Source organism: Synechococcus sp. O70.2 (assembly GCF_047462135.1).
Lineage (GTDB): Bacteria > Cyanobacteriota > Cyanobacteriia > Thermostichales > Thermostichaceae > Thermostichus.
Genome location: NZ_JANSIS010000007.1, coordinates 49,034 through 74,347 on the forward strand (window position 1 = coordinate 49,034; position 25,314 = coordinate 74,347).

A 25,314-nucleotide genomic window follows, 5' to 3' on the forward strand; every position below is an offset into this window, starting at 1 on the left:
TCACTCCAGCAGGACCAGGTTATCCCGATGGACAGCGGTATCGACTCCCTCGTAGCCCAAGATGTAGGGGATTTCAGCAGTTTTCTTGCCTTTGATCCGCCGCAGTTCCTCGGCGCTGTAGTTGACTAGGCCCCGCCCCACCTCTCGCCCGCTGGGATCGCACAGGCGCACGGCAGCCCCCGCCTCAAAGTCGCCAGAAACGTCGGTAATCCCCGCTGGCAGCAGCGAGCGCCCCTGCTCACAGATTGCCCGCACGGCTCCCTCATCCAAGGTCAGGGATCCCTCGGGGATAAGGCCGTAGGCAATCCACCGCTTGCGGGCGCTAACCGGCTGAGGAGCGGGCTCAAAGCGGGTGCCAATGGGCTCGCCGGCTAAGATGGCTGGGATCTGGTCGGGCCGTTTGCCGTTGGTGATCACGACCGTCACGCCGGCAGCGGTGGCGATTTGAGCCGCAGCGAGCTTGGTTGCCATGCCGCCGGTGCCCCAGCCACTGTTGCCGTGGGCTTCCGCCTTCACCCGCAAAGGCATGCCGTGCTCCACCCGCTCGATGGGCTCGGCGGAGGGATCGCGGTGGGGATCAGCGGAGTAGAGCCTGTCCACATCGGTGAGGAGGATCAGCCACTTGGCCTGCACCATGCTCGCCACCAGGGCAGAGAGGGAGTCGTTGTCGCCAAACTTCAGCTCCTCCACCGCCACCGTGTCGTTTTCGTTGACGATGGGGATAACCCCCATCTGCAGCAGTTGGGTGAAGGTGCGATTGGCATTGACGTAGCGGCTGCGCTCCACGAAGTCGCCTCGGGTGAGCAGCACCTGGGCAATGGGTTGGTTGAGAGCAGAGAAGAGATCGTCGTAGAGGCGAATCAGCCGTCCCTGACCCACCGCCGCCACCGCCTGCTTTTCCGCAATTGCCGTCGGCCGTTGGCGCAAGCCCAGGCGGGCACAGCCTATCCCCACCGCCCCGGAGGAGACCAGGATTACCGCATAGCCCTGGTTGCGCAGCCGCGTCAGCACCTCCACCAGGGGCCCCAACACGGAAAGGCGCAGGGAGCCCGTCTGCGGATCCGTCAAGCTGGAGGTGCCGATTTTGACGACAATGGTTCCCTCTGTAGCTGCCATATCGCTAAATCGCTAACCCTCCCACCCCACGGCAACCTAGGGCCTGGCTTGCCCGCGGGGTCGCTCCGAGGGAGAATATTATAAGTTTGCCTCCCGCTCTCTTTCTTTGCCTGTGAATCCTGTCCGCACCTTTTCGGCCACCAAAGCGGCTTTTTTGAGCGCCTACCCTCGCCCTATTCACCCTGCCTATCGCCGGGTGGTGGAAGAGTTGCTGGTGGAGCTGCACCTGGCCACGGTCAACAGCGCCTTTGTCTACGATCCCTTTTTTGCCCTGGGGCTGGTTACCCTCTACAACGGGCTGATGGAGACTTACCCTTCTCCTGAGCAGCGCGAGGTCCTCTTCAACGCCCTCTGTAAGGCTCTCCACCTCAAGCCGGAGGTGGTGCGCAGGAATGCCCGTGACCTGCTGGAGCTCCTGCGCAGCGGGGATCCCCAGCAGCGCTACAACCTGCTCTGCCTCAAACCAGAGGCGGAAGATGTGGGGGGGCTAAAGGCCATCTTGCAGCGCATGACCCAGCCTCCCTATGCCTACAGCCGAGTTTTGGCCGTTGGCCTCTACACGGCCTACGAGGCAGTAGCTGCCTCCCTCTATAAGGATCCCGAAGAGCGCAGCCGCCGCTTTCTGGAGGAGGTGATTAGGAAGCTGCCTTTCTCGCCAGAGAGGGTGAAAAAAGACCTGGAGCTCTACCGCAGCAGCTTGGACCGCCTGAAGCAGGCGCGCGCTGCTCTCGAGGAGATGGTAAAAGCGGCCCGGCGTCAACAGGAACGTCGCCAGTCGGCGGCTTCCCTGCCTGGCAGCTCCACTGCCGATCCCCCAAGATCCAGCAGCTAGGCCAAGTAAGCAATCCAACTCTCGACTACCTCTGGCGAACCATACCAGCATCGCGCGCCGCGGCCCGAGTGGTAGCAATTGGGAAGGGTGAGGTTGATAGCTCCCGGCAGATGGGCTGCCTCGATGGGAGTGATGCCATCTCCCCAGAGTTCTCCCTGGCCGGCAGTGAGCCGGTAGCTGTTGTAGGCTAGCCAGCTGAGGTAGTGCTCTCGCCGCCACAGGGATCCCCAGCCCACGCGCCGTCCTTGGATGGCCTTGCCAGCCACGCACACGTACTTGACCTGAGGCCAGAAGGCGCCTGGGTAGTGGGTGTTCACAAAGTCCAGGTTGCGCCTTGTCCAGCGCTCCCGGCTGGTGTGAGGGGATCCCAGGCTAATCAGGGTGGCCACGTGATCCCGCCCCTGCCAGACCTGACCTCCGTAGGGCACCGATCCCAGGTAGATGCGAGCAATCCAGCCGCCAGCGGAGTGGGCCACCAAGTTCACCTGCTCAGCTCCAAACTCGGCCTGGGTACGTCGGACAGTGGCCTGGAGAGCCCGCAAGATAGGCGTGACCGGCCTTCCTCCCAGGGTGGGCAGCCAACTGGCTACCCGCAGCGGTACCACTCGCGCTGGATAGCCACGCTTCTCCAGCTCCCGGCGCAAAGGCTCGTACTCCGAGGCGCCCGCCAGATAACCCGGCAAGATCACTGTGGGCAGGGGAGCCATGGGCTAGCGCGGGTACCAAAACATGCCCTTGATCCCCTCAGGGTCGGCCGTAAAGCCAAGCCGCTCGTAGAAGCTGACCACTTCCCGGTCGGCAAAGAGGGTGATGTTGCTGATGTCCTGAGCGCGCAGCTCCTGAATGACCTTTTCCATCAGCCGCCTGCCCAGCCCTCGGCCCTGAAACTCAGGATGGACCACTACATCCCAAATGGTGGCGTTGAAGGCATGGTCCGAGGTGGCGCGGGCAAAGCCAATGAGACGTCGGTAGCTGCCCCGCTGCTGCCACATCGAGACCACCAAAAAACTGTGCTGCAGAGCTTTCCTAACTTTGTGGATGGGGCGACGCGACCACCCTACTGCATCGCAAAGCTCTTCCAGCTCGTACACATCTACGTTGGGATCCAGGCTAAAGACAATAGTCTCCCCCCCCACCGCCACCGTCTCCTGGCGAGGGGCAGGTGTAGCCGTTTGCGTTGACGCTTTGGCGGTGGCAGCCCCTGCTGACCCAAACAGGCCTTTCCAAAAACCCATGAGTGGAGTAAAAGCCCACCTCTGTGAGCATGTCCCCAGTATAGCCAGGATTGGCAGCAGAAACGGCCAGTCTGCCCAGGTGCTTCCCTGTCGGCCTGGAGAAGATTTCGAGGGAGACTTATAATTCAGGCTGGCCGGCGAGAACGTTTTATGGCTACCCCTGGCACTGGCACCCTCGTCAATGCCCTCGCCATCCTCTTGGGCAGCGGCCTTGGCTGGGCACTAGGCCGTCGTTTGCCGGAGCGCATCAGCCAAACCCTGCTCCAAGCTATGGGCTTGCTGGTGTTAGTTCTGGGGATGCAAATGGCCCTTACCCTCAGCAGCGCCGCCCAGGCAGTCACGGTCTTGCTGGCCTTGATCGGGGGAGCTTGGCTGGGGGAATGGAGCGATCTCGAGGCTACCTTTGAGCGGCTGGGACAAGCCCTAGAAAAGCAGGTAAGCCGCTGGCTAGGCCCTAGCCCCATTGCTTGCGCCTTCGTGGCCCCCAGCATTCTCTTTTTGGTTGGGCCCATGACGCTGCTGGGATCCATCCAGGATGGCTTGGGGGATCCCTCGCTGCTCCTGGTCAAAGCTGCGCTGGATGGCATAGCCACCCTGGCTTTTACCGCCAGCCTGGGCTGGGGTACACTGTTTTCCGCCCTGCCGGTGCTCCTGGTTCAGGGAGGAGTGGCCTTGCTAGCCCGACAACTGCAGCCCCTGCTGCGCCCAGAGCTGCTTGCGGCCTTGGAGGCCACCGGTGGGATCCTCATCCTAGGTATTGGCATTAACCTGCTTGGCCTAGCGCGCCTTCGGGTGGCCAACCTGTTGCCGGCTTTGCTGATTGTGGAGCTGCTGGTGGGATTCTTCCCGCTGTGGGATCTTGACCTCTAGTCTGTCCAGAGCAAGGAGCAACTCCCCTCAGCTTGGCGGCAAGTGACGCTGGGAGATCCCGCTAGTGGGGTAGGAGAAGCCTCTATGGCCACCTTCCTCCGCGACTGGAGCTACCGCTTTCCCTGGCTTTACCGCAGCATTAGCCGCGCGGCGGCCCTGGCAGTGGGGGGATATGCTCGGCTGCGGCGCTTGCCCCTGCAAGGGATCCCCATCCAACCTCAGGATCGGGTGTTGGATCTCTGCTGTGGGCCGGCGGAAGTGACACCGCTTCTGGCCGAGCTATGTCAACATGTGGTCGGCGTGGATGCCTCACCCAAAGCCCTAGCAGCAGCCCGCCAGCGCCTACCCAACGTTGAATTTGTGGAAGCCTTTGCCCAGGATCTGCCCTTTCCCGCCGACAACTTTGACTGGGTACACACCAGCTTGGCCCTGCACGAGTTGACCTTCCCCGACCTCGAACAAGCGCTGCGCGAAGTCTGGCGGGTGCTCAAGCCAGGGGGAAGGCTTTTACTTCTCGATTTGCACGCGCCCCACCAGCCCCTACTTTGGCCTGGACTGGCCCTGTTTCTAGCCCTGTTTGAGACCGAGACTGCCTGGCACTTCCTCAAGCTGGACTTGCCCCAGTACCTGCAGCACCAGGGCTGGCAGGCCGTCCGGCAAACCCTGCACGCTGGAGGAGCCCTGCAGGTCATCCAGGCGCAAAAGCCTGTTGCTTGATTTGATAGAGCAGTTAACCCTGGTGCCAGAAGGGAGTGCCCAGAACAGGCGTGCTGGGCTGGGGTGTTTCCTGCGGAGCCATTGCCCCCGCTAGATAAGCTTGGCGGCCTGCACGCACCGCTGCCGCGAAAGCCTCGGCCATCGCCACCGGATCCCGGGCTAGGGCCACTGCTGTATTGAGCAGGACCCCATCGAAGCCCCACTCCATGACCTGGCAAGCGTGGGAGGGCAAGCCTAGGCCGGCATCCACAATTAGCGGCGCCTCGATCCGCTCCCGCAGCAGACGCAGGTTGTAGGGGTTGAGGGGGCCTTTGCCCGTGCCGATGGGAGCGGCCCAGGGCATGACCACCTCACAACCGGCATCCAAGAGCCGCTGGCAGAGCACTAGGTCGTCGGTGCTATACGGCAAGACCTTAAACCCCCGCCGAACCAGCTCGGCAGCGGCAACGGGCAGTTGCACCGGATCCGGCTGCAGGGTGTAGTCATCGCCAATCAGCTCCAGCTTGATCCAGTCGGTGCCAAACACCTCTCGGGCCATCTCCGCCGTCGTGACCACCTCCTGCACGCTGTGGCAGCCGGCGGTGTTGGGCAAAAGTGGGATCCCCAGCTTCTGCAGTAGGGCCCAAAACCCCTGAGAGGCCTCTGGCCCTAGGGCACCCTGGCGCCGTAGGGAAACCGTCAACAGACAGGGCTGCGCCCGCGCCACCGCCTGTTCCAAAATAGCCGGCGAAGGGTAGCGGGCTGTCCCCAGCATCAGCCGGCTGGGCAGAGCCTGGCCGTAGAGCACCAAGGGATCCTCATCGGCCTGGATTGAAGGGGAAAGCTCAAGAAGAGTGGACATCGCTGGGACAGAGTTTAGGACAAAGAGGAAGGCACCTATGCCCTAGCCCCCGGCAGCCGGCACAAGGATCTCGACCTGGTCGCCCTCTTGCAGACGGGTTTGCTCGTAGCGGGCGCGCGGCACAAACTCCAGGTTAACCGCCACTGCAAAGGGGCCACAGACCTCCACCTGGGCGATGGCCTCGGCCAAAGTTGCGCCCTCTGGCAAATCGTAAGGCTTCTGGTTGATCAAGACCCGCATGGCGACAGAGACTCCTGGGGAAACGAGGCAGCCTGCACCTGAAAGGGGATCCCCAGCTGCTGGGCTAGGCGGCAACTGCCGTGGTGAAGGTACTCCAGGACGGCGTCGTGAAGGGCCGGAGCAATGAGAAAACCGTGGCGATAGAGGCCGTTAATCTGCAACAGGCGTGGGGACGGCTCCACCACTGCCGGCAAGTTGTCTGCTAGGGTGGGACGGCATTGGCTGCCTAATTCTAGGATACGCGCTTCGGCAAAGGCAGGGTGAACCGTGTAGGCGGCGCTGAGCAACTCCAAAGCCGAGCGGACGCTCACGGGCGAGCGATCCTCGGATTCAATTTCAGTGGCTCCCACCACGAATAGGTGCCCTGGCTTAGGAGCAATGTAGATGGGATAGCGAGGGTGTAATAGCCGCGTTGGGCGCCGCAGCGAAACTTCTGGAGCGTACAAACGCACCACCTCCCCCCGCACTCCCCGCAGCGGTTTCTGCCCGCCCCATTCTTTTTGGGCTCCCAGACCACGGCAGTCCAAAACCCAGCCGCCGGTCTGCTGCTGCCAGGCCCGCGCTCGCTCGAGATCCCAAGAGGATCCCCACTCCACCTCCACCCCGTGCTGCCGCAGCTTGGCCAGCGTAGCCGACAGCAGTTGGCGGTTGTCTAGTTGACCCTCCTGGGGAAGATAGAGACCCTGGCTAAATCGGCCGGCCAGCGAGGGCTCCAGTTCAGCCAGGGCCTGGGCATCGAGCGGCTGGGGGCGGGGAAGATGGGGGAGGCGTTCTCTCACCGCGGCCAGCAAGTTGGAGAAGCGCTTGGCTTCCCCAGCATCTTGACGGTGCCAGAGGATCAAGGTGCCCTCCTGCTGAAAGAAAACGGGCTCTGGCAGGCTGGCTAGCAGGGCGGGCCAGCGGGAGAGGGCGTAGTACCCCTGGGCCACCACGCTGGCTTCGGTGATGACCGACTCAGCCAAAGGAGCGAGCATGGCCGCGGCAAAATGGGCGGCGCTGCTTTCTGGGGCGGTGGCCGGGGCTGCTTCCACCAGGTGCACCCGATGGCCGTCTTCGAGCAGGCTGGCAGCCAACAGGCGCCCCATGAGGCCGGCCCCGAGGATGAGGACGGGATCCGGCTGGGCCGTCCGGGGCGTGGGCGAGGGCTTGGTCTGAGGAGAGCCGCTGGGAAGGGTCATTGGCGGTCAGTGGAGTCAGAAGCTGCAGGTAGGACTCCGCAGCAGGCCAGCAGCCTGGGCCTACCTAGTAAAGATCCCGCAGGACATCCACGAAGTGATAAGGGGGCAAGGGAGGACTCCAGTCCAATTGCCAGTGGGGGTGCTCCGCCAGCCAGGTTTGGGTGAGCTGGGCGGCAACTTCCCATTCGGCGGGAGTGAGTAAAAAGTATAGCCGCAGCACTTCTCCTGACTGGGGATCCCCCCTCTGCACAGGCCAGTTAGGGGGCCAGAGCTGCTGCAGCACGGCTAGCTCCCGCTGTTGTTGCTCCTGGGCCTGGCGCTGTTGCAGGTAGGCCTGCTTGCGGGCTAGCAGGTAGGCCGTTCCACTGGGGGCGGGCGGGGGATCCCCAGGAAGCGGGGTGTGAACCCTGCCTTTGAGGCAATACTCGGCTCTTTTCCCGAGAGCAGCTAGCGCCTGTTCGTACTCCGCCTGCTGGGTTAACAAGTGGGCTCCCAGCTTTTCGGCCGAGAGAAAACATGTGCCAAAGCGAAGAGGCAGAAGGGGTGTCTGGGCAAACAGCCGGCAGATCACCTCGTCATGGCGCAGAGCCGAACGCAGGAGTACCTCGTCCGAAGCTTGGAGTGCCGCTGGGTTGGGTAGGGGCTCAATAGCGGCGGCAATGCGGCCCCCCGGCGGGGAGAACACCTGCAGTGGCCGCTGGATGCCAGGGGTTTGCTGGATGAATTGGCAAAGGGATGCCCCCGGCGTTGGCAAAAACGCATAGGCGTAAAGGATCCCTGCCGGCGGCTCTGGCTGAGCTGACCACGGCATGGTTCAATCCAGGCTGGGCTTTTCTTCTCAGCTTAAAGCCGCAGGAGCCAGGACGTTCGCTTGCCAAGCCTCACGCCACCCCTGCTGCCGCTAGGCTAGAGAGGGGGTTCAAGAATCAGCACACGTAAGTATGACTAGTGGCCCAGACTTCCAGTCTTTGGAAACCTTTCAAAAAGAAGAAATTGAACGCTTGCGGGATCTGCTCCCCGCTTCCTTCCGAGCTTGGATCAAAGTGGTTCCTCACTCGGGGGGCGAGAGGCTGCTGGTTTCTCGCCGCCAGGCTCCCTGGCAGCCCCAGGGCACCATTGCCATTGACTTTCGCCGGTGGCAAGGGATCCCGCAGCCGCACCGAGATCTCCTGTTTTTGCGGGAGGTGGGCTGGCTTAGCCATCGCAACTGGCTGCAGCCAGGGTTTTACCAATCGCTGGCGCTGTTTGGGGGCATTACCACCCTGGTGGAGCTCTCTCTGCAACACCCCTTTTCTGCTCTTCTAGCGGGGGGCATTACGGCCCTCTCCGTTCGACAGATCTGGCAAAGCCTCCATCGCGAGAGCGCCCCTTTCGATGCCGATGAATTTGCCCTGCGCCGCGCCCAGTTCCGCGGCTATACCCGTCAGGAGGCAGCCCGACACTTGGCAGAGGCCCTGGAACAAACCCTGAAGCTGGATCCCTCTGACATCCTGACGGCGCTGCGGCTGCAGCGGCTGAGAACCATCGCCCGCAACCTCACTCCCTCACCGGGGAGCTCCTGAGGTCAGGTGCACCTGGGTGATGGCTACCCGACCGGAGAAGCAGACATCGGTGTCGGTTTGGGGATCCCGAGCGCGCTCTGCGTAGCGCCCCTGGTAGCGGAACCACAGCAACTCCAAGCCTTCTCCCTCTGCTTCCACGGCGTAATCGAGCGGCAGCGGCTGCGTGCAGAGGGGACAGTAAACTCGCTCCGGCAAAGGGGATCCAGGCGGCAGGTGGGGCAAGTTCACGTTCCAAAAGGCGCCTCTAGGTAAGGGTTGCTCCATCAGCTCTGCCAAGATCTCCCGCGTCCACCGCTGCGCTTGCTCCCAATCGATGGGTTGGCTTCCTGCCCGATACTGGGAGATGGCAATTCCCCGGATCCCCCGCAGCGCCGCTTCCCGCACCGCTGCCACCGTGCCGGACAGGTACACATCCGTTCCCAGATTCCCTCCCTCGTTGATGCCAGAAAGCACCCAATCCACGGAAGGGGCAAGCTTAAACAAGGCCACCCGCACACAGTCGGCAGGGGATCCCTCTACAGCAAAGGTGCGCGTGCCACGGGCCCAGGCGCGGAAGGGCCGCCCCGTCGTCACTTGGTGGCTACAGCCGGAAATCGGCTGGTGAGGGGCCACAATCCAGCAGTTTTCCTCGGCAACGAGAGCGCTGAGGGCTAGCCTGAGGTGCGCCAGCCCTGCCGCCTCGATGCCATCGTCGTTGGTTAGCAATACCTTCATCTAAATTCCTCTGCCGGCAGCTCCTTGGGTTAGCCTAATCGCAAGTCCCTGTTGCAGATGGGTTTGAGGTCAAGGGCAAGGCGGAGCCCGTCTCTCTTTATAAGGCAGATCCCCGGCGTTCTCTTCCCCCAGTTGAGGCTTGGCAAGACTCAATGGCGTGGAACTCTGCACCGCTAGCAGGCGTCTACGGGGCTAGGTGTTCTAGACTCTTTTTTGGCAAGTCTCCTCTCCCCCTATGCCTTCTTCCCCTTCCGAAAAACCTGACCGGCAGAGCGTGATTTGGCTGGTGGCTGCTGCAGGGCTGACGGTCTTGCTCTGGCAGTTTCCCTGGGGCAATTACCTCCTCTATCCCTTTACCCTGTTGGCCACCTGGTTTCATGAGATGGGCCACGGGCTGACGGCGCTGCTGTTGGGGGGAGAGTTTCATCGTCTGGAGATCTATCCTGATGGCTCGGGGCTAGCTATCTACAGTGGCGAGCTGTTTTTAGGACGGGTGGGGCGGGCTTTGGTGGCCGCCGCTGGGCCGATGGGTCCGCCGCTGGCTGGGGCTCTGTTCATCCTCGCTTCCCGCCGCCGCAGCACAGCTTGGCTGGGGTTGGTGTTTTTGGGATCCCTGCTGTTGCTCTCGACGCTGCTCTGGGTGCGTTCTCCCTTTGGCCTCTTGCTCCTCCCCGCCATGGGTTTGGGCATCCTGGCGGTAGCTTGCTGGGCTTCCCCTTGGTTGCGGGGCTTTGTCCTGCAATTTCTGGGGGTGCAGGCCTGTGTGAGCACCTATCACCAGGTTGACTATCTCTTTATGGAGGGTGCTGTCATCAACGGGCGGCTGATCCTCTCCGACTCCAGCCAGATAGCCCAAAGCTTATTTTTGCCCTACTGGTTCTGGGGAGGGGTGATGGCGGTGTTTTCTTTGGCTGTGCTGATAAGCAGCTTGCAACTGGCCTTCCGCGACTAGCCAAAAGGGGCAAAGCCGCAATTTTGGCAGTGATTGCTATCACCCAAAAATCCGTTGCCCATCACTGCCCGGCCGCAAAAGCCGCCGCTACAGTAAGGGGCGTGAGGAGTGTGGGAGCGGACAATGTGGAGAGATGTCATTGGTCTGGCTTTGGCGGCCATGCTGCTATCTGTGAGCAAAACGTTGGCAGATACTCTGGGCCAAGACCCAGCCCTGGGCCAGATCCAGCCAGCCAGCCCTGCTGCTAGCCTGTCCCGCTAGAGGGGGTGCCCAAGCCGTTGTTGCGTTGCCATTTTGTGCAACACTCATCCTAAGAGTTGTTGAAGACACCGTCCGACGGGTGGGAGCAGTAGGCTTGGGATCCCCGATGCGCATAGCTCTGTTTACAGAGACGTTCTTGCCCAAGGTGGATGGCATTGTTACCCGGCTTTGCCATACAGTGCGCCACCTAACGGCCCGCGGCAACTCGGTGCTGATTGTTGCCCCTCAGGGAGCACCCAGGCGGTTTGCGCGGGCACGGGTTTACGGGATCCCCGGCTTCCCCTTGCCTTTGTACCCAGAGTTGAAGCTGGCTGCTCCCGGCCCGGCCATTGGCAGGCTGCTTAGCCGTTTTCGACCGGATGTCATCCACGTGGTCAACCCAGCGGTTTTGGGTCTGGGGGGCCTCTACTACAGTCAGACCATGAGGATCCCCCTGGTGGCCTCCTACCACACCCATTTGCCAAAGTACCTGAAGCACTATGGGCTGGGCTTTCTGGAGGGGGTTTTGTGGAGCCTCCTCAGGCTGGGGCACAATCTGGCGCGGCTCAACCTCTGTACCTCGACGGCCATGATGCAGGAGCTCACTGCCCACGGCATCGAGCGAGTTCACCTGTGGCAGCGAGGAGTGGATACGGAGCTCTTCCATCCCCAGGCCGCCAGTCCAGAGATGCGGGCCCGCCTCAGCGCAGGGCAGCCCGAGCGGCCGCTGTTGCTCTACGTGGGTCGGCTCTCCGCAGAAAAAGAGGTGGGGCGGATCCGGGTGCTCCTGGAGCAGATCCCGCAGGCGCGTCTGGCTATTGTCGGGGATGGACCGGAGCGGCGATCCCTGGAACAGCATTTTGCCGGCTATGACGTGGTGTTTACGGGCTACTTGCAGGGGCAAGAGCTGGCGGCGGCCTTTGCTTCTGCCGATCTATTTGTGTTTCCCTCCCGCACCGAGACGTTGGGGCTGGTTTTGTTAGAGGCCATGGCTGCCGGCTGTCCGGTGATCGCCCCCCGCTGCGGCGGCATTACCGATGTGGTGGACAGCGGCCGCAACGGCTTTCTCTTCGATCCCGACTCCGACAGTGACTTTGTTCAGGCCACACGGCAACTGCTGGAGAGGGCCGACCAGCGTCAACTTTTCCGGCAACAGGCCCGCCAGGAGGCCGAGCGCTGGAGCTGGTCCGCAGCCACGCAGCAGCTAGAGGAGTACTACCGCGCTGTCATCGCTGAGGCAGGACGTAGTCGGTAGAAATGACGTTCCAAAACACCTGGGCCAGGTCAGGCAGAGAGTGGCCGATCCCCTTCAATGGCCCGCACTTGCTCGACAAAGAACTCTTCTAGGGACTGCCGTTGCCAATGCACATCGGTTACCACCGCCCCCGCCTGGTTTAGGAGATTGAGCAGCTCCGGCAGGGATCCGCTCCATTCTCCCGACCAATGGGATCCTTGGATGGAGAAGTGCTCAAGGCAGTCGCGGAACTGCTCTACGGCGCCGCCGTGCCCTTGCACGCGGTAGCTCTTGCTCTGGCCCAGCAGCTCGTCCAATGTTCCCTGCTGCACCAACTTGCCGCCGACCATGAGGCCAATGCGGTTGCAGATCACCTCCACATCCCCCAGGATGTGGCTGTTGAAGAATACCGTTTTGCCCTGCTGCTTGAGAGACAGGATGATCTCCCGCATCTGGTAGCGGCCCATGGGATCCAGACCCGACATCGGCTCATCCAGAAACACCAGCTCCGGGTCGTTGATCAGGGCTTGGGCCATGCCCGTGCGCTGCAGCATGCCCTTGGAGTAGGTGCGCATTGGCTTCTTGCGGGCCGTATCTATAGAAAGCCCCACCAGCTCCAGCAGTTGCGGGATCCGCTCCTTGAGGAGGCTGTCCGAGAGGCGAAACACCTTGCCAGCAAAATGGAGAAACTCCCAAGCGGTCAGGTAGTCGTAAAAATAGGGGTTCTCCGGCAGATAGCCCACCCGCTGCTTGATGGAGCGATCCCCCAGGGGTTTGCCTAAGAGCATGCCCCTGCCGCTGGTGGGCTCGACAATGCCCAGCAGACACTTGATCGTGGTGGTTTTGCCAGCTCCGTTGGGCCCTAGTAGCCCAAAGGTTTCACCGCGGGCCACGGTTAGCGAAAAATCCTTAAGAGGGGTGACCACCTTGGTTAGCCAAAAGCCGGTGCGGTAGGTTTTGCTCAGGCCGGCAACGGCAATGGCTGGCTCGGGCTGGGCGACAGCCGCTCCTGGGGAGGTGACAACCGTCTCGCTCATCGGGAAAAGCTGGAGTTGAGAAAAAGGCTAGCCCGCTATCCAGTTTACGCTCTACTCCCGCCTCGGCTGCAGTTTCCCTTAGAAAGGCGTCTTGACCTTCTTGGGTTGTTTAACCTTCAGCTCGCGAATCCGTTTCAACATCCTCTGGAAGTAGTCTGCGAGGAAGTCCTCGAGGGAGGTCAGGGAAGCCAGTTCAATGCCTAGGGCTTCGCACACCGGTGTCATGTCAGCGTGCATCGGCTCTCCGGCGGCAATCACCTCCACAAACGCCAGCCGGTCGGCAATGTTCCAGCTCCACTGAAAGAACTGAGCTACCTTGCGCGCTCCCCGCAACAGGCCCAGGGGTATGGTCCTGACCTTGGCCTTTTTGCCAGAAAGCTGCTCGCACAGGGCAATGACCTCTTGGGAAGTCCAAGCCTTGGGCCCCACCAAGGGAAAGATCTGTCGCTTGGCTGCTTCGAGGCTGAGGGCCCGCACCGCAAACCGGGCTGCGTCTAGGGTGTCGAGGTAGGCCGTGGGAACGCTCTCGCTGGTTACCCAAACGATTTGCTCTTCCAAAATGGGGATGGCGTACTGGCCAATCAGCCCCTGCATGAAGCCCGCCAGGCGAAAAATGGTGTAGGGCATCTGGGATCCGACCAGATACTTCTCAATGTGGTGCTTAAAGTTCATCAGGGGCACATTGGGGTATTCGTGCTGAGCGCCCATGATGGAGAAAAAGATAAAGTGCCCCACTTGGGCGGCCCGAGCGGCGTTGATTAAAGCGACCTTGCCATCCCAATCCACCTGGCGGGTGGTGAGCGTGTCGGTTGGTCGTACGCTGGCACAGTCAATCACCGCCTCAACACCCTCCATGGCCTCTCGGAGCGTGCTTGGCTGCAGCAGGTTCCCCACTTTGAGGTGGGCCCCCCATTCGCTTAGGAAAGCAGCCTTAGCCGGGTTTCGCACCAGACAGGTGACCTGATGGCCCTCCTCAATAGCCCGCCGCACTACCTGACGGCCCAGGGTTCCCGTTGCCCCGACAACCAGCACGTTCATAAAGTTATCATTTCTTAACCTTGGCCTTAGTTTATCAGACTGAGATAGCTCCCAACACACCCCCTCAAGGCCTACGGCCCGCTAGCGCGAACGGTCTGGGAGCAGACCCAAAAAGGGGGATCCCTGCTTGCTTGCCAAGGCCTACGGCCCGCTAACGCGATTGGCCTACGGCCCGCTAACGCGATTGGCCTACGGCCCGCTAACGCGATTGGCCTACGGCCCGCTAACGCGATCAGCTCAGCCATTGGCTGCCGAGGAGCCGGCTAGCTCGTTCATGCGTTGTGCCAAGGCAAAGTCCAGCTCCGTAATGCCCCCGGCGTCGTGGGTGGTGAGATCCACCCGCACACGGTTGTACACATTGGTCCATTCGGGATGGTGGCCCATGCTCTCAGCCACCAAGGCCACACTGCTCATCCAGCCAAAGGCTTCGACAAAGGAGCGAAACTGAAATTGGCGGTGCAGCTTTCCCTCCCGCAAGGACCAGCCCGGCAGGCTTTCCAGCTTGGCTTGGATCTCTGCTTCGCTCAGCTTGACAGGTCTGGACATGGGCGTTCCCCCCAATCGTTGCCACCGCTTTCATCAAAAAGAGAGCTGAGAACAAGGCCTGGCTTACTTACAAAACTTCATAACCTTCTGGATCAGCTGTGCTGGCGCCGCCGAGGGGCTTATACAGCCAGTAGCCTTGCACGCTAAAGTGGGCCTGCTTGTAAAAGTTGAGGGCAGCCTGGTTGTGGCGATAAACCTGCAGGGTGATGGCTGCCAACTGCTGCTGGGATCCCCAGCGTTCCACCTGTTGCATCAAGGCCCTGCCCAGCCCTCGCCGGCGGTGAGCAGGATCCACCCAGAGCAAGAAGACGTAGGCTACCCGCCGATAGGTGGCTTGATCGGTGGAGATGCCGGCCCAAACACCGCCCACTGGCTCCCCTGTCTCTTCTTTCAAGATCCACCAGCAGGGGGTACGCGGGGGGTCAAAGAGGCGATCTAGCGTCTTCTCCAGGTGATCCCAGTGCTTCTGCTCGGGGAAAGATTCCTGCAAAGTGGCCTGCAGTCCCCGCCGCACCCAGGGTCGATCCCAGGCAGAGCCAATGCGCCAACGGTAGCCGGCAGGCAAAGGGATCCCAGTTTCAGACATAGGCAGGCATCCAGCAACCAGAAAGAGCTACAGGAGGGGCTTCCTCTATCGGTGCAGGCTGGGCCATATCTTGGGGTAGAAACGAGCGGATGCTCACCACCACCAGAGTAAACAGGAATACCAGTAGGATCAGGGCGGGAAGGACGTACTGCCGCAAGAGATCCATAGGCTGAGGGTGCTAGACTACAGACTATTTTGCAGCGCCTGGCCCCTGTCTTTCAGGACCCAATTCCCCCAGCCTACTTTGCAAGACTGGCGCGCCTGCAGAAGAAGCGATCCCCTATCCTCGCACCTGCAACAGCTCGCGGCGATGGCTGGGTAGTCGCCAGCACATCTCCAGCCAGCTCTTCAGCTCCTCCGGTTGGCTGGCAAGGCTCATTTCCACCAACAAAATGGCAGCTCGATCGCTAGCTCCTCTGGCTCCCAGCTGAATAAGGGCGGACAGGCTGTCTTCCCGCCAGTAGACGGATACCCCCTGCTGGATTAGAGCCTGGGCTGCCAGCGCGATACAGGAGGTTGGCACCTGGATCTCTCGCCGCTCGTAATCGAGAGGAGGCAGCATGAACGGCAACCCAAATCTTTATCATGTTTTAATCTTCTTCTCTTTTCGCCGGCTTATCCTGAGTCTTTGCAAACTGTGAAGTGAGCTTTTGCGAACTTTTCGAGATTCAGGGACATCAGCGCTCCCGCTTTCTCGCCCTTCTGCAACTTGCCCGAGGCTAGGAAAGCCGGGCAGAAAGCTTAAAAGATGGCGAAAGCTCCTGCCTCCCTCTGAAGGCGGTGGCAACAATACTGGCAAGGGTAGGAGGGAGGTAGCTGCCGATGGAGAGGTGGTCAAGGCAGGTAAGCCGCTGGCTGCCCCAGCTTACTCTGGCAGGCGTGGTGTTGATCCTGATGGCAGCGGGCAGGCCGCTGCGCTTGGTGGGCAACGGCGAGAACATGGTGCTGTTTACCTGGGGAGGGGGGGTGAGCCCGACGCCCCTACAGCCAGGCCTGCACTGGGTACCGCCCTTTGTCTCGCGCACGGTTACCTTCGATGTGAAAACCCAAGCTCTGACCTGGAGGGACGAGGATCCTGACGCCTACGCGCCGCGGCTGCTGGCCCTTTCTCAGGATGGACAGCTGATTGCCGCTGAGGCAACACTGCAATTTCGCATTGTGGACGCTCCCAAGGTTTATACCCAACTGGGGGAGAACTACCTCGATCGCATCGCTCCCATTGTCCGCTCGGTCATCCTCAACGAGACCAGCGGCTTTTCCGCCCAGGCTTTGTATTCCACCGAGCGCCCAGTGCTCCAGGGGCAAATCCGGGAACGGGTGGCCCTTTTGCTCAAGGAATATGGCATCGAGGTTTTGGACTTTCTGCTGCGAGACATAGACTTCGACCCCGATTTTGTAGCGGCTATCGAAGCAAAGACCATCGCCGAAAACGAACTGGTGAAAAAACAATATGAGATCGAGCAGGCGCGTCAGGAGGCCCGCGCCATCATTTCTCAAGCCGAGGCAGAAGCCGGTCAACTGCAAGCCAAAGCCGAGGCCCTCACCCGAAATCCCCAGTACCTGGAGGTAGTGAAGGCTGCCGTGCTGGGATCCCGCCTAGAGACGCTGGTTACTAAGTAGCCGTGCCGTCAGCCCCAATCTGGGAACAGGAGCAACTGCCGTGTATCCGACAGAGGAAGTGCCCCCGCGCCAGAGGCGTTGGTTAGCTGGAGCAGCAATCGCTCTCCTAGCGGCCCTGGGAATGGTTCGCGCCTGCCTGTACGTCACCCTGCCTGGCCACGCCACCGTGGTGTTCAATACCTTTTCCGGGTTGCAAAAGGGGCGGGTGGAGCTGCCGGGGGTGATGTTCCGGATCCCGGGGATCGAGACGCCGATTACCTACACCGTGCTCACCCGCGTTTGGGAGTTTACCAACGACCCCAACTCCCCCAATGCCATCAGCAACGCTATTGCAGTTAACACTGCCGATGGGCAAGCCTTTACCGTCGACGTGGCTATTGCCCTCCGGCCCAACATCGCCACCCTGGACGAGCTGCACGCCACCATCGGCGAGAACTATCTTTCAACAGTGGTGGTGCCGTTGGTGCGCTCCAAAATCCGCGATATCTCCGCCTCTTTCGAGTCTGAGGATTTTTACCGCAAAAGCCAGCGCATGGCCATCGAGCAGCAGGCCCTGGACTTGATCCGCCAAGAGATGCCCACCGTCAACCGCAACGGCCAGACCTTGCCCTTGATAGAGGTAGAAGGCCTCTTCCTAGGCCATGCCGATTTCCCCCAGGCCCTGCGGGACTCCATTGAGCGCAAACAGGTGGCCTCGATTACTGCGCAGACGGCAGCGGTGCGGGCGCAGATCCAAGAAAAAGAAACGGAGCGGTTGTTGATCTTGGCGGCGGCAAACCAGCGGGCCATTGAGCTGAAAGGGAAGGCGGCAGCGAAAAACGCCCAACTAGCGGATCTGCTGTTTTACGAGAAGCTGCAAGAGCGCATCCAAAACCCGACCGACTCCCTTCCCCCCTTGCGCATCATCCGCGTTGAGGGGGAGGCCACTGTGTTCCTCAATGTGGATCCTCACCAGGCAGCTCTGCAACAGGCGCAGTAGTCAAGCTTGGCCCCTTCGTCGGAGCTGCCAGGGCAGGTTGGGGCAATCGGCAGCTTGCTTTGCCTTGGCCACCACAATCACCCCCGCCACAGGGATCCCGGCAGCAGCCAAAGCCTGGTGCGCTGCCTCTACCGTAGAGCCGGTGGTGTAGATGTCATCCAGCAGCAACACCGGCGTAGCCGGAGGGCACTTGAGGGCAAAGGCTCCAGCTAGATTTTGCCGACGCTGCTGGGGGTTAAGCTCGTGTTGGGGCGCCGTGGCCCGCACCCGCACCAGGGCAGTGGGCAGGTGGCGAAGACCCGTGCGCTCGCAGAAAGCCTGGCTGATCAAGGCTGCCTGATTGTAGCCCCGCTGTTGCAGCCGCTCCGCATGGAGCGGAATGGGCACCACTGTATAGTCCTGACGAAGCAGGTCAGAACGCCGCTGCCGGCTCTCCAGCCAGCGGGATCCCAGCCATTCCCCCAAGACCGCGCCAATCTGCCGCTGTCCCTGGTATTTCAGGGAATAGAGGGCTCTCCGCAGCGCTCCCCGGTGGATCCCCCAAGCATAAAGCGGCCAGGGCGAGGTGGTGACCGGCCAGGAGTCGAGCCGCTCCGCCTGCAATTGCCTCTGGCAGTCTTGACAAAACACTCCCCTAGCTGGCCGCTGGCAGAGCGGGCAAGGAAGTGCAATCCACCAATCCAGCCAGCCCATAGCTGCTGCAAGGTGCTCCTGTCGGTTTCAGTCTAGAAGAGGAGCTGGAGACCCGACGGTTGACGGCGGGATCCCTGCTTGCTAGGATTAGGTACTGCCAAATAAAGACTAGCCGTCCTGGCCAACCCATGCCCACCATTCAACAGCTAATTCGCAAAGAGCGAAGCATTGCTGTCCGCAAGAGCAAGTCACCCGCTCTGAAAGGGTGTCCGCAGCGGCGGGGAGTTTGCACGCGAGTGTACACAACAACGCCCAAAAAGCCCAACTCAGCCCTGCGGAAGGTGGCACGGGTTCGGCTGACCTCTGGCTTTGAGATTACAGCTTACATTCCCGGCATTGGCCATAACCTGCAAGAGCACTCCGTGGTTCTAGTGCGCGGCGGACGGGTAAAAGACTTACCTGGCGTGCGCTACCACATCATTCGCGGCACCCTTGACGCTGCAGGAGTCAAAGACCGCAAGCAAGGCCGCTCCAAGTATGGCGCAAAACGACCCAAGCCTGGTCAAGCGCCAGCCGCTACAGGCAAGAAGAAATAGTCTTCTTCCGAGACCAGTTTCCTATCCTGCATTACCCCTCTCTAGACAGTCCCACTATGTCTCGCCGTAGCCGTGCCCCTCGTCGTGAAGTGCCCCCCGATCCCAAATACGGGAGCCGTTTGGTGACCATGCTCATGCGCAAGATAATGATGAGGGGCAAGGCGTCTCTAGCTGCCAGGATTCTCTACGAGGCTCTTGACCTTGTGAGGGAGCGCACTGGCCAGGAGCCGCTGGCCGTTCTGGAAAATGCCGTGCGCAACGTCACCCCTCTGGTGGAGGTCAAAGCGCGGCGCGTGGGTGGGGCCACCTATCAAGTACCCGTGGAGGTGAGGCCAGAGCGAGGTACCTCGCTGGCGCTGCGTTGGCTAGTCACCTTTGCCCGCACTCGCTCAGGCCGTACTATGTCAGCCAAGTTGGCCAACGAGATCATCGATGCAGCCAACGAAACCGGCGGTGCCATCCGTCGGCGAGAGGAAGTCCATCGTATGGCTGAGGCCAACAAAGCATTTGCTCACTACCGCTACTGAGCTTGTCTGGCCAAGTAAGGAGGCAGTGGTTGCTATCCCTCTCCATAGCCTAGGAGAGGCGTAGGATCTGGAGAAAAGTCGGCAAAAGAGATTAAAATTGTAAAGGTTTTTTAGTTTGCCTAGGTCGCAGGGCGACGAGGATTGGGAGGTTAACGTGGCGCGCACAGTTCCCCTAGAGCGAGTCCGCAATATCGGCATCGCAGCTCACATCGATGCCGGCAAGACCACGACGACGGAGCGGATTCTTTTTTATTCGGGCCTGGTGCATAAGATGGGCGAGGTTCACGAGGGAACCACGGTAACCGACTGGATGGAACAGGAACGGGAACGGGGTATCACCATCACGGCTGCAGCCATCACCACCCGCTGGACAAAGCGGGATCCGGAAAACCCCTCCCAGCCTCTTGCCGGTGCGCCAGAGTACACCATCAACATCATCGATACACCCGGCCACGTGGACTTCACCATTGAGGTGGAGCGCTCCATGCGGGTGCTGGACGGCGTGATTGCTGTCTTTGACTCCGTAGCAGGCGTGCAGCCGCAGTCAGAGACGGTCTGGCGCCAAGCTAATCGCTACAACGTGCCCCGCATTGCTTTTGTTAACAAAATGGATCGCATGGGGGCCAATTTCCTCAAGGTTTGCAACCAGATCCGGGAGCGCCTTAAAGCCAATGCCGTTCCCATTCAATTGCCTGTTGGGGCAGAGGAAGAATTCCGCGGCATCGTTGATCTGGTGCGCAGGCGGGCCTACATCTACATGGATGAGCTTGGCAAGGACATTCGCTCCGAGCCGATCCCAGAGGAAATGAAGGATCTGGCAGCGGAGTACCGGGCCAAGCTGGTGGAAGCGGTGGCTGAAGTCGATGAAACCCTGATGGAAAAGTATTTTGCCGAGGAGGACTTGAGCGAAGCAGATTTAATACTAGGTCTGCGCAAGGGCACCATCAGCGGTCAAATTGTGCCGATGCTCTGTGGCTCTGCCTTTAAGAACAAGGGCATCCAGATGCTTCTGGATGCAGTGGTGGATTACCTCCCCTCTCCCATCGACATTCCAGCCATCAAGGGCATACTGCCGGATGGCACAGAGGTGTCACGCAAGGCCAGCGACGAGGAGCCTTTCTCCGCCCTTGCCTTTAAGCTGATGAGCGACAAGTATGGAGATCTCACCTTTATTCGCGTCTACTCCGGCGTTCTGACCAAGGGCACTTACGTGCTCAACTCTACCAAAAACAAGAAAGAGCGCATCTCGCGACTGGTGGTGCTCAAGGCAGATGAGCGTCTGGATGTAGATGAGCTGCGGGCAGGGGATCTGGGAGCGGTGCTGGGCCTGAAGGACACCACCACCGGCGACACCCTCTGCGACGAAAATGCTCCGGTGATCCTAGAATCCCTCTACATCCCCGAGCCGGTCATCTCCGTGGCCATTGAGCCCAAAACCAAGGCGGATGTTGACAAGCTCTCGAGGGCGCTGCAGGCCCTGGCCAAGGAAGATCCCACCTTCCGCGTCTCGGTGGATCCAGAAACCAACCAAACCATTATCTCCGGCATGGGCGAGCTCCACCTGGAGATTCTGGTAGACCGAATGCTGCGGGAGTTCAACGTGGAGGCCAACGTCGGCAACCCGCAGGTGGCCTACCGCGAAACCATCCGCAAGGCCGTCAGCCGTGTGGAAGGGAAGTTTATCCGCCAAACCGGTGGCCGCGGCCAGTATGGCCACGTGGTGATTGATTTGGAGCCGGCAGAGCCAGGTACAGGCTTCGAGTTTATCTCAAAAATTGTGGGTGGGGCCATTCCTAAGGAATACATTCCACCGGCTGAGCAAGGGATCCGCGAAGCCTGCGAGTCCGGTGTATTGGCTGGCTATCCGCTGATTGATATCCGCGTCACCCTGGTGGACGGCTCCTTCCACGAGGTGGACTCTAGCGAGATGGCCTTTAAGATTGCCGGTTCACTGGCTCTCAAGGAAGCCGCTCGCAGAGCCAACCCCGTACTCTTGGAGCCCGTGATGAGGGTGGAGGTGGAAGTGCCCGAAGCCTTTGTCGGGGATGTCATTGGGGATATCAACGCCCGCCGCGGCCAGCTGGAGGGGATGACTACGGAAGGTGGCACTTCCAAGGTCACCGCCAAGGTTCCCTTGGCAGAGATGTTTGGCTATGCCACCGACATCCGCTCCAGGACGCAAGGGCGGGGTATCTTTACGATGGAGTTTAGCCACTACGAGGAAGTTCCTCGCAATATCGCGGAAGCCATCATTGCCAAAAGCAAAGGAAACGTAGCTAACTGAAAAAGGAAGTGAGGATTCATGGCACGCCCTAAGTTCGAACGCACCAAACCCCACGTTAATGTTGGCACCATTGGCCACGTGGACCATGGTAAGACGACGTTGACCGCCGCCATTACCATGGCCTTGGCTGCCCTCGGCCAAGCGACGCCCAAGCGCTACGACGAGATTGACGCAGCGCCAGAGGAGAGAGCCCGCGGTATCACCATCAACACGGCCCACGTGGAGTACCAGACAGAGAAGCGTCACTACGCCCACGTGGACTGCCCTGGCCACGCTGACTACGTAAAAAACATGATCACAGGGGCAGCCCAGATGGACGGGGCCATCTTGGTGGTGTCGGCGGCAGATGGACCCATGCCGCAGACGCGGGAGCACATCCTGCTGGCCCGCCAGGTGGGAGTGCCCAACATCGTCGTCTTCCTCAACAAGGTAGATATGGTGGACGACGAGGAGCTGCTGGAGCTGGTAGAGCTGGAGGTGCGGGAGCTCCTCTCCAAGTACGATTTCCCCGGCGACGAAATCCCAATTGTCAGGGGATCGGCTCTTAAGGCTTTGGAGAAGATGCAAGCCAACCCCAAAACCCAGCGGGGTGAGGATCCCTGGGTGGACAAGATCCATGAGTTGATGGATGCGGTCGACTCCTACATCCCGACGCCAGTGCGGGAGGTGGACAAGCCCTTCCTGATGGCAATAGAAGATGTCTTCTCGATTACAGGTCGTGGCACGGTAGCAACCGGCCGAATTGAGCGCGGCCGCATCAAGGTGGGGGATACGGTAGAGATCGTGGGGCTGCGCGAGACCCGCTCCACCACGGTGACGGGTCTGGAGATGTTCCAGAAGACGCTGGACGAGGGGATTGCAGGCGACAACGTCGGCGTTTTGCTGCGGGGTATTCAGAAAAACGAAGTGGAGCGGGGCATGGTCCTAGCCCAGCCCAAAACCATCACCCCCCACACCCAGTTCGAGTCGGAGGTTTATGTCCTCACCAAAGAAGAGGGGGGCCGCCACACACCCTTCTTTGCGGGCTATCGTCCCCAGTTCTACGTGCGTACCACCGACGTCACGGGCACCATTTCCTCCTTTACGGCTGACGATGGCTCGAAGCCGGAGATGGTGATGCCGGGCGACCGCGTTAGGATGACGGTGGAGCTCATCCGACCCATTGCCATTGAGCAGGGGATGCGCTTTGCCATCCGCGAAGGCGGTCGGACGGTTGGAGCTGGGGTAGTCTCCAAGATCCTGAAGTAAGCTACTGGCTCGCAGCAGGGATTGGGCGCTGGTTACTCCAGAGGACTCGATCCCTGTTGCCTTTTAAGTACACCCTACTCTCTCTTCAAGTATGGCTACTTTAACCCAACAAAAAATTCGCATCCGCTTGCAGGCCTACGACCATCGGCTGCTGGATACTTCCTGCGCCAAAATTGTGGATACAGCCCGCCGAACAGAGGCAGTGCCAGTGGGGCCAATTCCGCTGCCGACGCGGCGGCGCCTCTACTGTGTGCTGCGTTCCCCTCATATAGACAAGGACTCGCGGGAACATTTTGAAATCCGCACCCACCGGCGCATTATCGATATCTATTCCCCCTCCTCCAAGACTATCGATGCTTTGATGAAGCTAGATCTGCCGGCAGGGGTAGACATTGAGGTGAAGTTGTGATGGCCTGGGCGGGGATCTCTAGCGCTCCAAGGTAAGGGGGCAGGCGGTGGCGACGGCAGTCGAGCAAGAAGGACAAAATTCTGAGCCCATCCCCGTCTTAGTGGTAGGAGCCCTGGGCAGGATGGGGCGGGAGGTGGTGCGAGCAGTGGCCCAAACCCCCGACATGAGGTTGGTGGGGGCAGTGGCTCGTTCGCACCTAGGCGTAGATATTGGCGAGGTGTTAGGGCTAGGAGCGTTGGGAGTGGCCATCAGCGACGACCTGGCAGGGCAGCTGTTGCGGCTGTCGCAGCAGAGTACCCGAGGCGTCATGGTGGACTTCACCCATCCTAGCTCTGTGTACGAAAACGTCCGCTCGGCAATTGCTTTTGGGGTGCGGCCAGTGGTGGGGACAACCGGCCTAACGCCGGAGCAACTGGAGCGGCTGCGGGATCTGGCGGACAAGGCTGGCGTGGGCTGCCTCATTGCGCCTAACTTTGCCATTGGCATGATCCTGCTGCAGCAGCTGGCGCTGCAGGCGGCTCAATATTTCGATCACGTGGAGATCGTCGAGCTGCACCACAACCGCAAGGCCGATGCCCCCAGTGGCACGGCTCTGCAGACGGCCCAGCGGCTGGGACAACTGGGCAAGGCGTTCAACCCCCCCGAGGTGGAAGAAAGGGAGCTGATCCCCGGCTCGCGGGGTGGGATCCCTGGCCCCAACATCCCCATCCACAGCGTTCGCCTGCCGGGGTTGGTCGCCCACCAGGAAGTAATCTTCGGCGGCATGGGGCAGACGCTCACCCTAAGGCACGACATCACCGACCGCGTGGCCTTTATGCCGGGGGTGATCCTGGGCATCCGCAAGGTGTTGCAGCTTAAGGGATTGGTCTACGGGCTGGAGCAGGTGTTGAGCTAGTTGCTAAGAGGTGGGATCCCGGCCTCGTCAAGGATGCGGGGGATGAGATGTTCGGTCTTGACGGCCATCAGGTGCACGCCGTTGCAGATCTGGCGGGCCTGGCGCACTTGTTCGGCGGCAATGCGAATCCCTTCTTCCAGGGGGTCGGGAGCCTTGGCCAGCCGCTGGATGATGGCCTCCGGGATCTGCACCCCTGGCAAGTTGCGGTTGATGAACAGGGCGTTTTTGGCAGACTTGAGCAGAAAGATACCGGCCAGGATGGGCTTGCCGGCAGGGCGCCCCAGCTTGTCCATGAAGCGCTCCAGTTGGTCGAAGTCGGTCACCATCTGGCTCTGGAAAAACTGGGCCCCGTGCTCCAGCTTGCGGTAGAAGCGCCGCTCCAGGCCCGAAAAGCTAGGGGATTGTGGCTCTACCACTGCCCCCGGAAACAGGCAGGTGCCGCCGTCAGGAAGGGGTTTGCCGTTGCAGTCAAGGCCGCTGTTGAGGCGCTGGATAAGCTGCAGCAAGCGCACCGACTCCAGGTCAAAGACGGCTCGAGCATCGGGGCAATCCCCGACGTGGATGGGATCCCCCGTCAGGGCTAAAACATTGCGCAGTCCAAGAGCCGAAGCTCCTAGCAGATCCCCCTGGAGAGCCACGCGGTTGCGATCCCGGCAGGCCAGTTGCAGGATGGGCTCAATGCCCGCTTGATGCAGCAGCAGCGAGGCGGCCAAGGGGCTCATGCGGGCAACAGCCCGGTTGGAGTCAGTTATGTTGATGGCGTGCACCCGCTGTTTGAGCTGCTGGGCCAAAGCCAGCATAGCAGTGGTGTCGGATCCCTTGGGTGGGGTGATCTCGGCGGTGAGCAGAAACTCTCCCCGCTGAATGGCTTGAGCAAAGCGCGATGGCGGTGAGCAAGTCAAGGCCACAGTTTTAAGAAGAGAAAGCAGTAAGAAGAGAAAGCAGTGCGCTGGCCTATTATCGATCGTTTGAGAGAGTTTTTCTAGCTAAGGCATTGCTTTTTCTTTAGAGCAGGGGTAAAAGCTGGGGGCTGTAAGGACTCCGTCCCGCTGGCGCGAACATAGCCCTACAGTTGGCAAGCCACCCGCGAGCCTCTAGCGGGCTGGTTTACAGAAGCCCCCAAAAGCGCAGTCTCATTTCTTCCCAGCCACAATGCCCGCACCCTAACCTCTTCCTGCGCTGCTG

General features: G+C 60.7%; 30 protein-coding genes. 14 read left to right on the top strand and 16 right to left on the bottom strand.

What is annotated here, in order from left to right:
* Positions 1–1,116 carry a glutamate 5-kinase gene (gene proB, locus NW812_RS08865; protein ID WP_414395981.1) on the bottom strand — a complete coding sequence of 372 codons (1,116 nt, stop codon included), beginning with the start codon at positions 1,114–1,116 and terminating at the stop codon, positions 1–3.
* A gap of 112 nt (positions 1,117–1,228) precedes the next feature.
* Between proB and psb29 the strand changes: the two genes are divergently transcribed.
* Complete coding sequence (gene psb29 / locus NW812_RS08870; RefSeq protein WP_414395983.1) at positions 1,229–1,948, top strand: photosystem II biogenesis protein Psp29; 720 nt, start codon at positions 1,229–1,231, stop codon at positions 1,946–1,948.
* Here the strand turns inward: psb29 and NW812_RS08875 are convergent.
* Together NW812_RS08875 and NW812_RS08880 are read right to left on the bottom strand one after the other, a co-directional pair.
* On the bottom strand, positions 1,945–2,655 hold the full coding sequence (locus NW812_RS08875) for an esterase/lipase family protein (protein ID WP_414395985.1): 711 nt from the start codon (positions 2,653–2,655) through the stop codon (positions 1,945–1,947). The genes psb29 and NW812_RS08875 overlap by 4 nt on opposite strands.
* Before the next feature lie 3 nt (positions 2,656–2,658).
* A complete protein-coding gene (locus tag NW812_RS08880) occupies positions 2,659–3,183 on the bottom strand; it encodes a GNAT family N-acetyltransferase (protein WP_414395987.1) in 525 nt (174 codons plus the stop codon).
* Between the two features lie 150 nt (positions 3,184–3,333).
* Between NW812_RS08880 and NW812_RS08885 the strand changes: the two genes are divergently transcribed.
* Complete coding sequence (locus NW812_RS08885) at positions 3,334–4,053, top strand: DUF554 domain-containing protein (protein WP_414395989.1); 720 nt, start codon at positions 3,334–3,336, stop codon at positions 4,051–4,053.
* Positions 4,054–4,137: 84 nt separating this feature from the next.
* On the top strand, positions 4,138–4,770 hold the full coding sequence (locus NW812_RS08890) for a class I SAM-dependent methyltransferase (RefSeq protein WP_414395991.1): 633 nt from the start codon (positions 4,138–4,140) through the stop codon (positions 4,768–4,770).
* 13 nt (positions 4,771–4,783) lie between these two features.
* Here the strand turns inward: NW812_RS08890 and NW812_RS08895 are convergent, their stop codons facing one another.
* The 4 genes from NW812_RS08895 to NW812_RS08910 form a co-directional block, all read right to left on the bottom strand.
* Positions 4,784–5,611, bottom strand: coding sequence for a thiazole synthase (locus NW812_RS08895; RefSeq protein WP_414395993.1), 828 nt, complete (start codon positions 5,609–5,611; stop codon positions 4,784–4,786).
* Between the two features lie 42 nt (positions 5,612–5,653).
* On the bottom strand, positions 5,654–5,851 hold the full coding sequence (gene thiS / locus NW812_RS08900) for a sulfur carrier protein ThiS (RefSeq protein WP_414395995.1): 198 nt from the start codon (positions 5,849–5,851) through the stop codon (positions 5,654–5,656).
* Positions 5,839–7,029, bottom strand: coding sequence for an FAD-dependent oxidoreductase (locus NW812_RS08905; protein WP_414395996.1), 1,191 nt, complete (start codon positions 7,027–7,029; stop codon positions 5,839–5,841). The genes thiS and NW812_RS08905 overlap by 13 nt, the downstream gene beginning before the upstream one ends.
* Positions 7,030–7,093: 64 nt before the next feature.
* Positions 7,094–7,840, bottom strand: coding sequence for a GvpL/GvpF family gas vesicle protein (locus NW812_RS08910; RefSeq protein WP_414395998.1), 747 nt, complete (start codon positions 7,838–7,840; stop codon positions 7,094–7,096).
* Between the two features lie 130 nt (positions 7,841–7,970).
* Between NW812_RS08910 and NW812_RS08915 the strand changes: the two genes are divergently transcribed.
* Entirely contained in the window at positions 7,971–8,591 is a 621-nt protein-coding gene (locus NW812_RS08915) for a DUF3318 domain-containing protein (protein ID WP_414396000.1), read from the top strand.
* Here the strand turns inward: NW812_RS08915 and surE are convergent.
* Positions 8,574–9,305 (bottom strand): 5'/3'-nucleotidase SurE, encoded by a 732-nt coding sequence (gene surE, locus NW812_RS08920; protein ID WP_414396002.1) that lies wholly within the window; start codon positions 9,303–9,305, stop codon positions 8,574–8,576. The two genes, NW812_RS08915 and surE, sit on opposite strands and share 18 nt — an antisense overlap.
* 235 nt (positions 9,306–9,540) lie before the next feature.
* On the opposite strand from surE, the gene NW812_RS08925 reads away from it, so the two are divergent.
* Entirely contained in the window at positions 9,541–10,257 is a 717-nt protein-coding gene (locus NW812_RS08925) for a M50 family metallopeptidase (RefSeq protein ID WP_414396004.1), read from the top strand.
* A gap of 367 nt (positions 10,258–10,624) precedes the next feature.
* A complete protein-coding gene (locus tag NW812_RS08930; protein ID WP_414396006.1) occupies positions 10,625–11,752 on the top strand; it encodes a glycosyltransferase family 4 protein in 1,128 nt (375 codons plus the stop codon).
* 29 nt (positions 11,753–11,781) lie between these two features.
* On the opposite strand, the gene NW812_RS08935 is transcribed toward NW812_RS08930, so the two are convergent.
* The 6 genes from NW812_RS08935 to NW812_RS08960 form a co-directional block, all read right to left on the bottom strand.
* Positions 11,782–12,768, bottom strand: coding sequence for an ABC transporter ATP-binding protein (locus tag NW812_RS08935; protein ID WP_414396008.1), 987 nt, complete (start codon positions 12,766–12,768; stop codon positions 11,782–11,784).
* Between the two features lie 78 nt (positions 12,769–12,846).
* A complete protein-coding gene (locus NW812_RS08940) occupies positions 12,847–13,806 on the bottom strand; it encodes an NAD(P)H-binding protein (RefSeq protein ID WP_414396010.1) in 960 nt (319 codons plus the stop codon).
* A 237-nt stretch (positions 13,807–14,043) separates the two neighbouring features.
* A complete protein-coding gene (locus tag NW812_RS08945; protein WP_414396012.1) occupies positions 14,044–14,352 on the bottom strand; it encodes a 4a-hydroxytetrahydrobiopterin dehydratase in 309 nt (102 codons plus the stop codon).
* A gap of 67 nt (positions 14,353–14,419) precedes the next feature.
* A complete protein-coding gene (locus NW812_RS08950; RefSeq protein ID WP_414396013.1) occupies positions 14,420–14,938 on the bottom strand; it encodes a GNAT family N-acetyltransferase in 519 nt (172 codons plus the stop codon).
* A complete protein-coding gene (locus NW812_RS08955; RefSeq protein WP_414396014.1) occupies positions 14,931–15,104 on the bottom strand; it encodes a hypothetical protein in 174 nt (57 codons plus the stop codon). Before NW812_RS08955 ends, NW812_RS08950 begins: the two co-directional genes overlap by 8 nt.
* 114 nt (positions 15,105–15,218) lie before the next feature.
* A complete protein-coding gene (locus tag NW812_RS08960) occupies positions 15,219–15,500 on the bottom strand; it encodes a hypothetical protein (RefSeq protein WP_414396015.1) in 282 nt (93 codons plus the stop codon).
* A 260-nt stretch (positions 15,501–15,760) separates the two neighbouring features.
* On the opposite strand from NW812_RS08960, the gene NW812_RS08965 reads away from it, so the two are divergent.
* Both NW812_RS08965 and NW812_RS08970 read left to right on the top strand, forming a co-directional pair.
* Positions 15,761–16,558, top strand: coding sequence for a prohibitin family protein (locus NW812_RS08965; RefSeq protein ID WP_414396016.1), 798 nt, complete (start codon positions 15,761–15,763; stop codon positions 16,556–16,558).
* Positions 16,559–16,598: 40 nt separating this feature from the next.
* Positions 16,599–17,537: a prohibitin family protein gene (locus NW812_RS08970; RefSeq protein WP_414396017.1), complete on the top strand. Its 939-nt coding sequence runs from the start codon at positions 16,599–16,601 to the stop codon at positions 17,535–17,537.
* Here the strand turns inward: NW812_RS08970 and NW812_RS08975 are convergent, their stop codons facing one another.
* Positions 17,538–18,167, bottom strand: a complete 630-nt coding sequence (locus NW812_RS08975; RefSeq protein WP_414396018.1) for a ComF family protein — start codon at positions 18,165–18,167, stop codon at positions 17,538–17,540. It abuts the gene before it with no gap.
* A gap of 191 nt (positions 18,168–18,358) precedes the next feature.
* Between NW812_RS08975 and rpsL the strand changes: the two genes are divergently transcribed.
* From rpsL to dapB, 6 genes are all read left to right on the top strand, one after another.
* Positions 18,359–18,766 carry a 30S ribosomal protein S12 gene (rpsL, locus tag NW812_RS08980; protein WP_414396020.1) on the top strand — a complete coding sequence of 136 codons (408 nt, stop codon included), beginning with the start codon at positions 18,359–18,361 and terminating at the stop codon, positions 18,764–18,766.
* A gap of 56 nt (positions 18,767–18,822) precedes the next feature.
* Entirely contained in the window at positions 18,823–19,293 is a 471-nt protein-coding gene (rpsG, locus tag NW812_RS08985) for a 30S ribosomal protein S7 (RefSeq protein WP_414396021.1), read from the top strand.
* Positions 19,294–19,447: 154 nt separating this feature from the next.
* Positions 19,448–21,577: an elongation factor G gene (gene fusA, locus NW812_RS08990; RefSeq protein ID WP_414396022.1), complete on the top strand. Its 2,130-nt coding sequence runs from the start codon at positions 19,448–19,450 to the stop codon at positions 21,575–21,577.
* An 18-nt stretch (positions 21,578–21,595) separates the two neighbouring features.
* Positions 21,596–22,825, top strand: coding sequence for an elongation factor Tu (gene tuf / locus NW812_RS08995; RefSeq protein WP_414396024.1), 1,230 nt, complete (start codon positions 21,596–21,598; stop codon positions 22,823–22,825).
* A 91-nt stretch (positions 22,826–22,916) separates the two neighbouring features.
* Complete coding sequence (gene rpsJ / locus NW812_RS09000; RefSeq protein WP_414396025.1) at positions 22,917–23,234, top strand: 30S ribosomal protein S10; 318 nt, start codon at positions 22,917–22,919, stop codon at positions 23,232–23,234.
* A gap of 121 nt (positions 23,235–23,355) precedes the next feature.
* On the top strand, positions 23,356–24,129 hold the full coding sequence (gene dapB / locus NW812_RS09005; RefSeq protein ID WP_414396114.1) for a 4-hydroxy-tetrahydrodipicolinate reductase: 774 nt from the start codon (positions 23,356–23,358) through the stop codon (positions 24,127–24,129).
* Here the strand turns inward: dapB and NW812_RS09010 are convergent.
* Positions 24,126–25,037: a methylenetetrahydrofolate reductase gene (locus NW812_RS09010; RefSeq protein ID WP_414396027.1), complete on the bottom strand. Its 912-nt coding sequence runs from the start codon at positions 25,035–25,037 to the stop codon at positions 24,126–24,128. The two genes, dapB and NW812_RS09010, sit on opposite strands and share 4 nt — an antisense overlap.
* Positions 25,038–25,314: the final 277 nt, after the last annotated feature.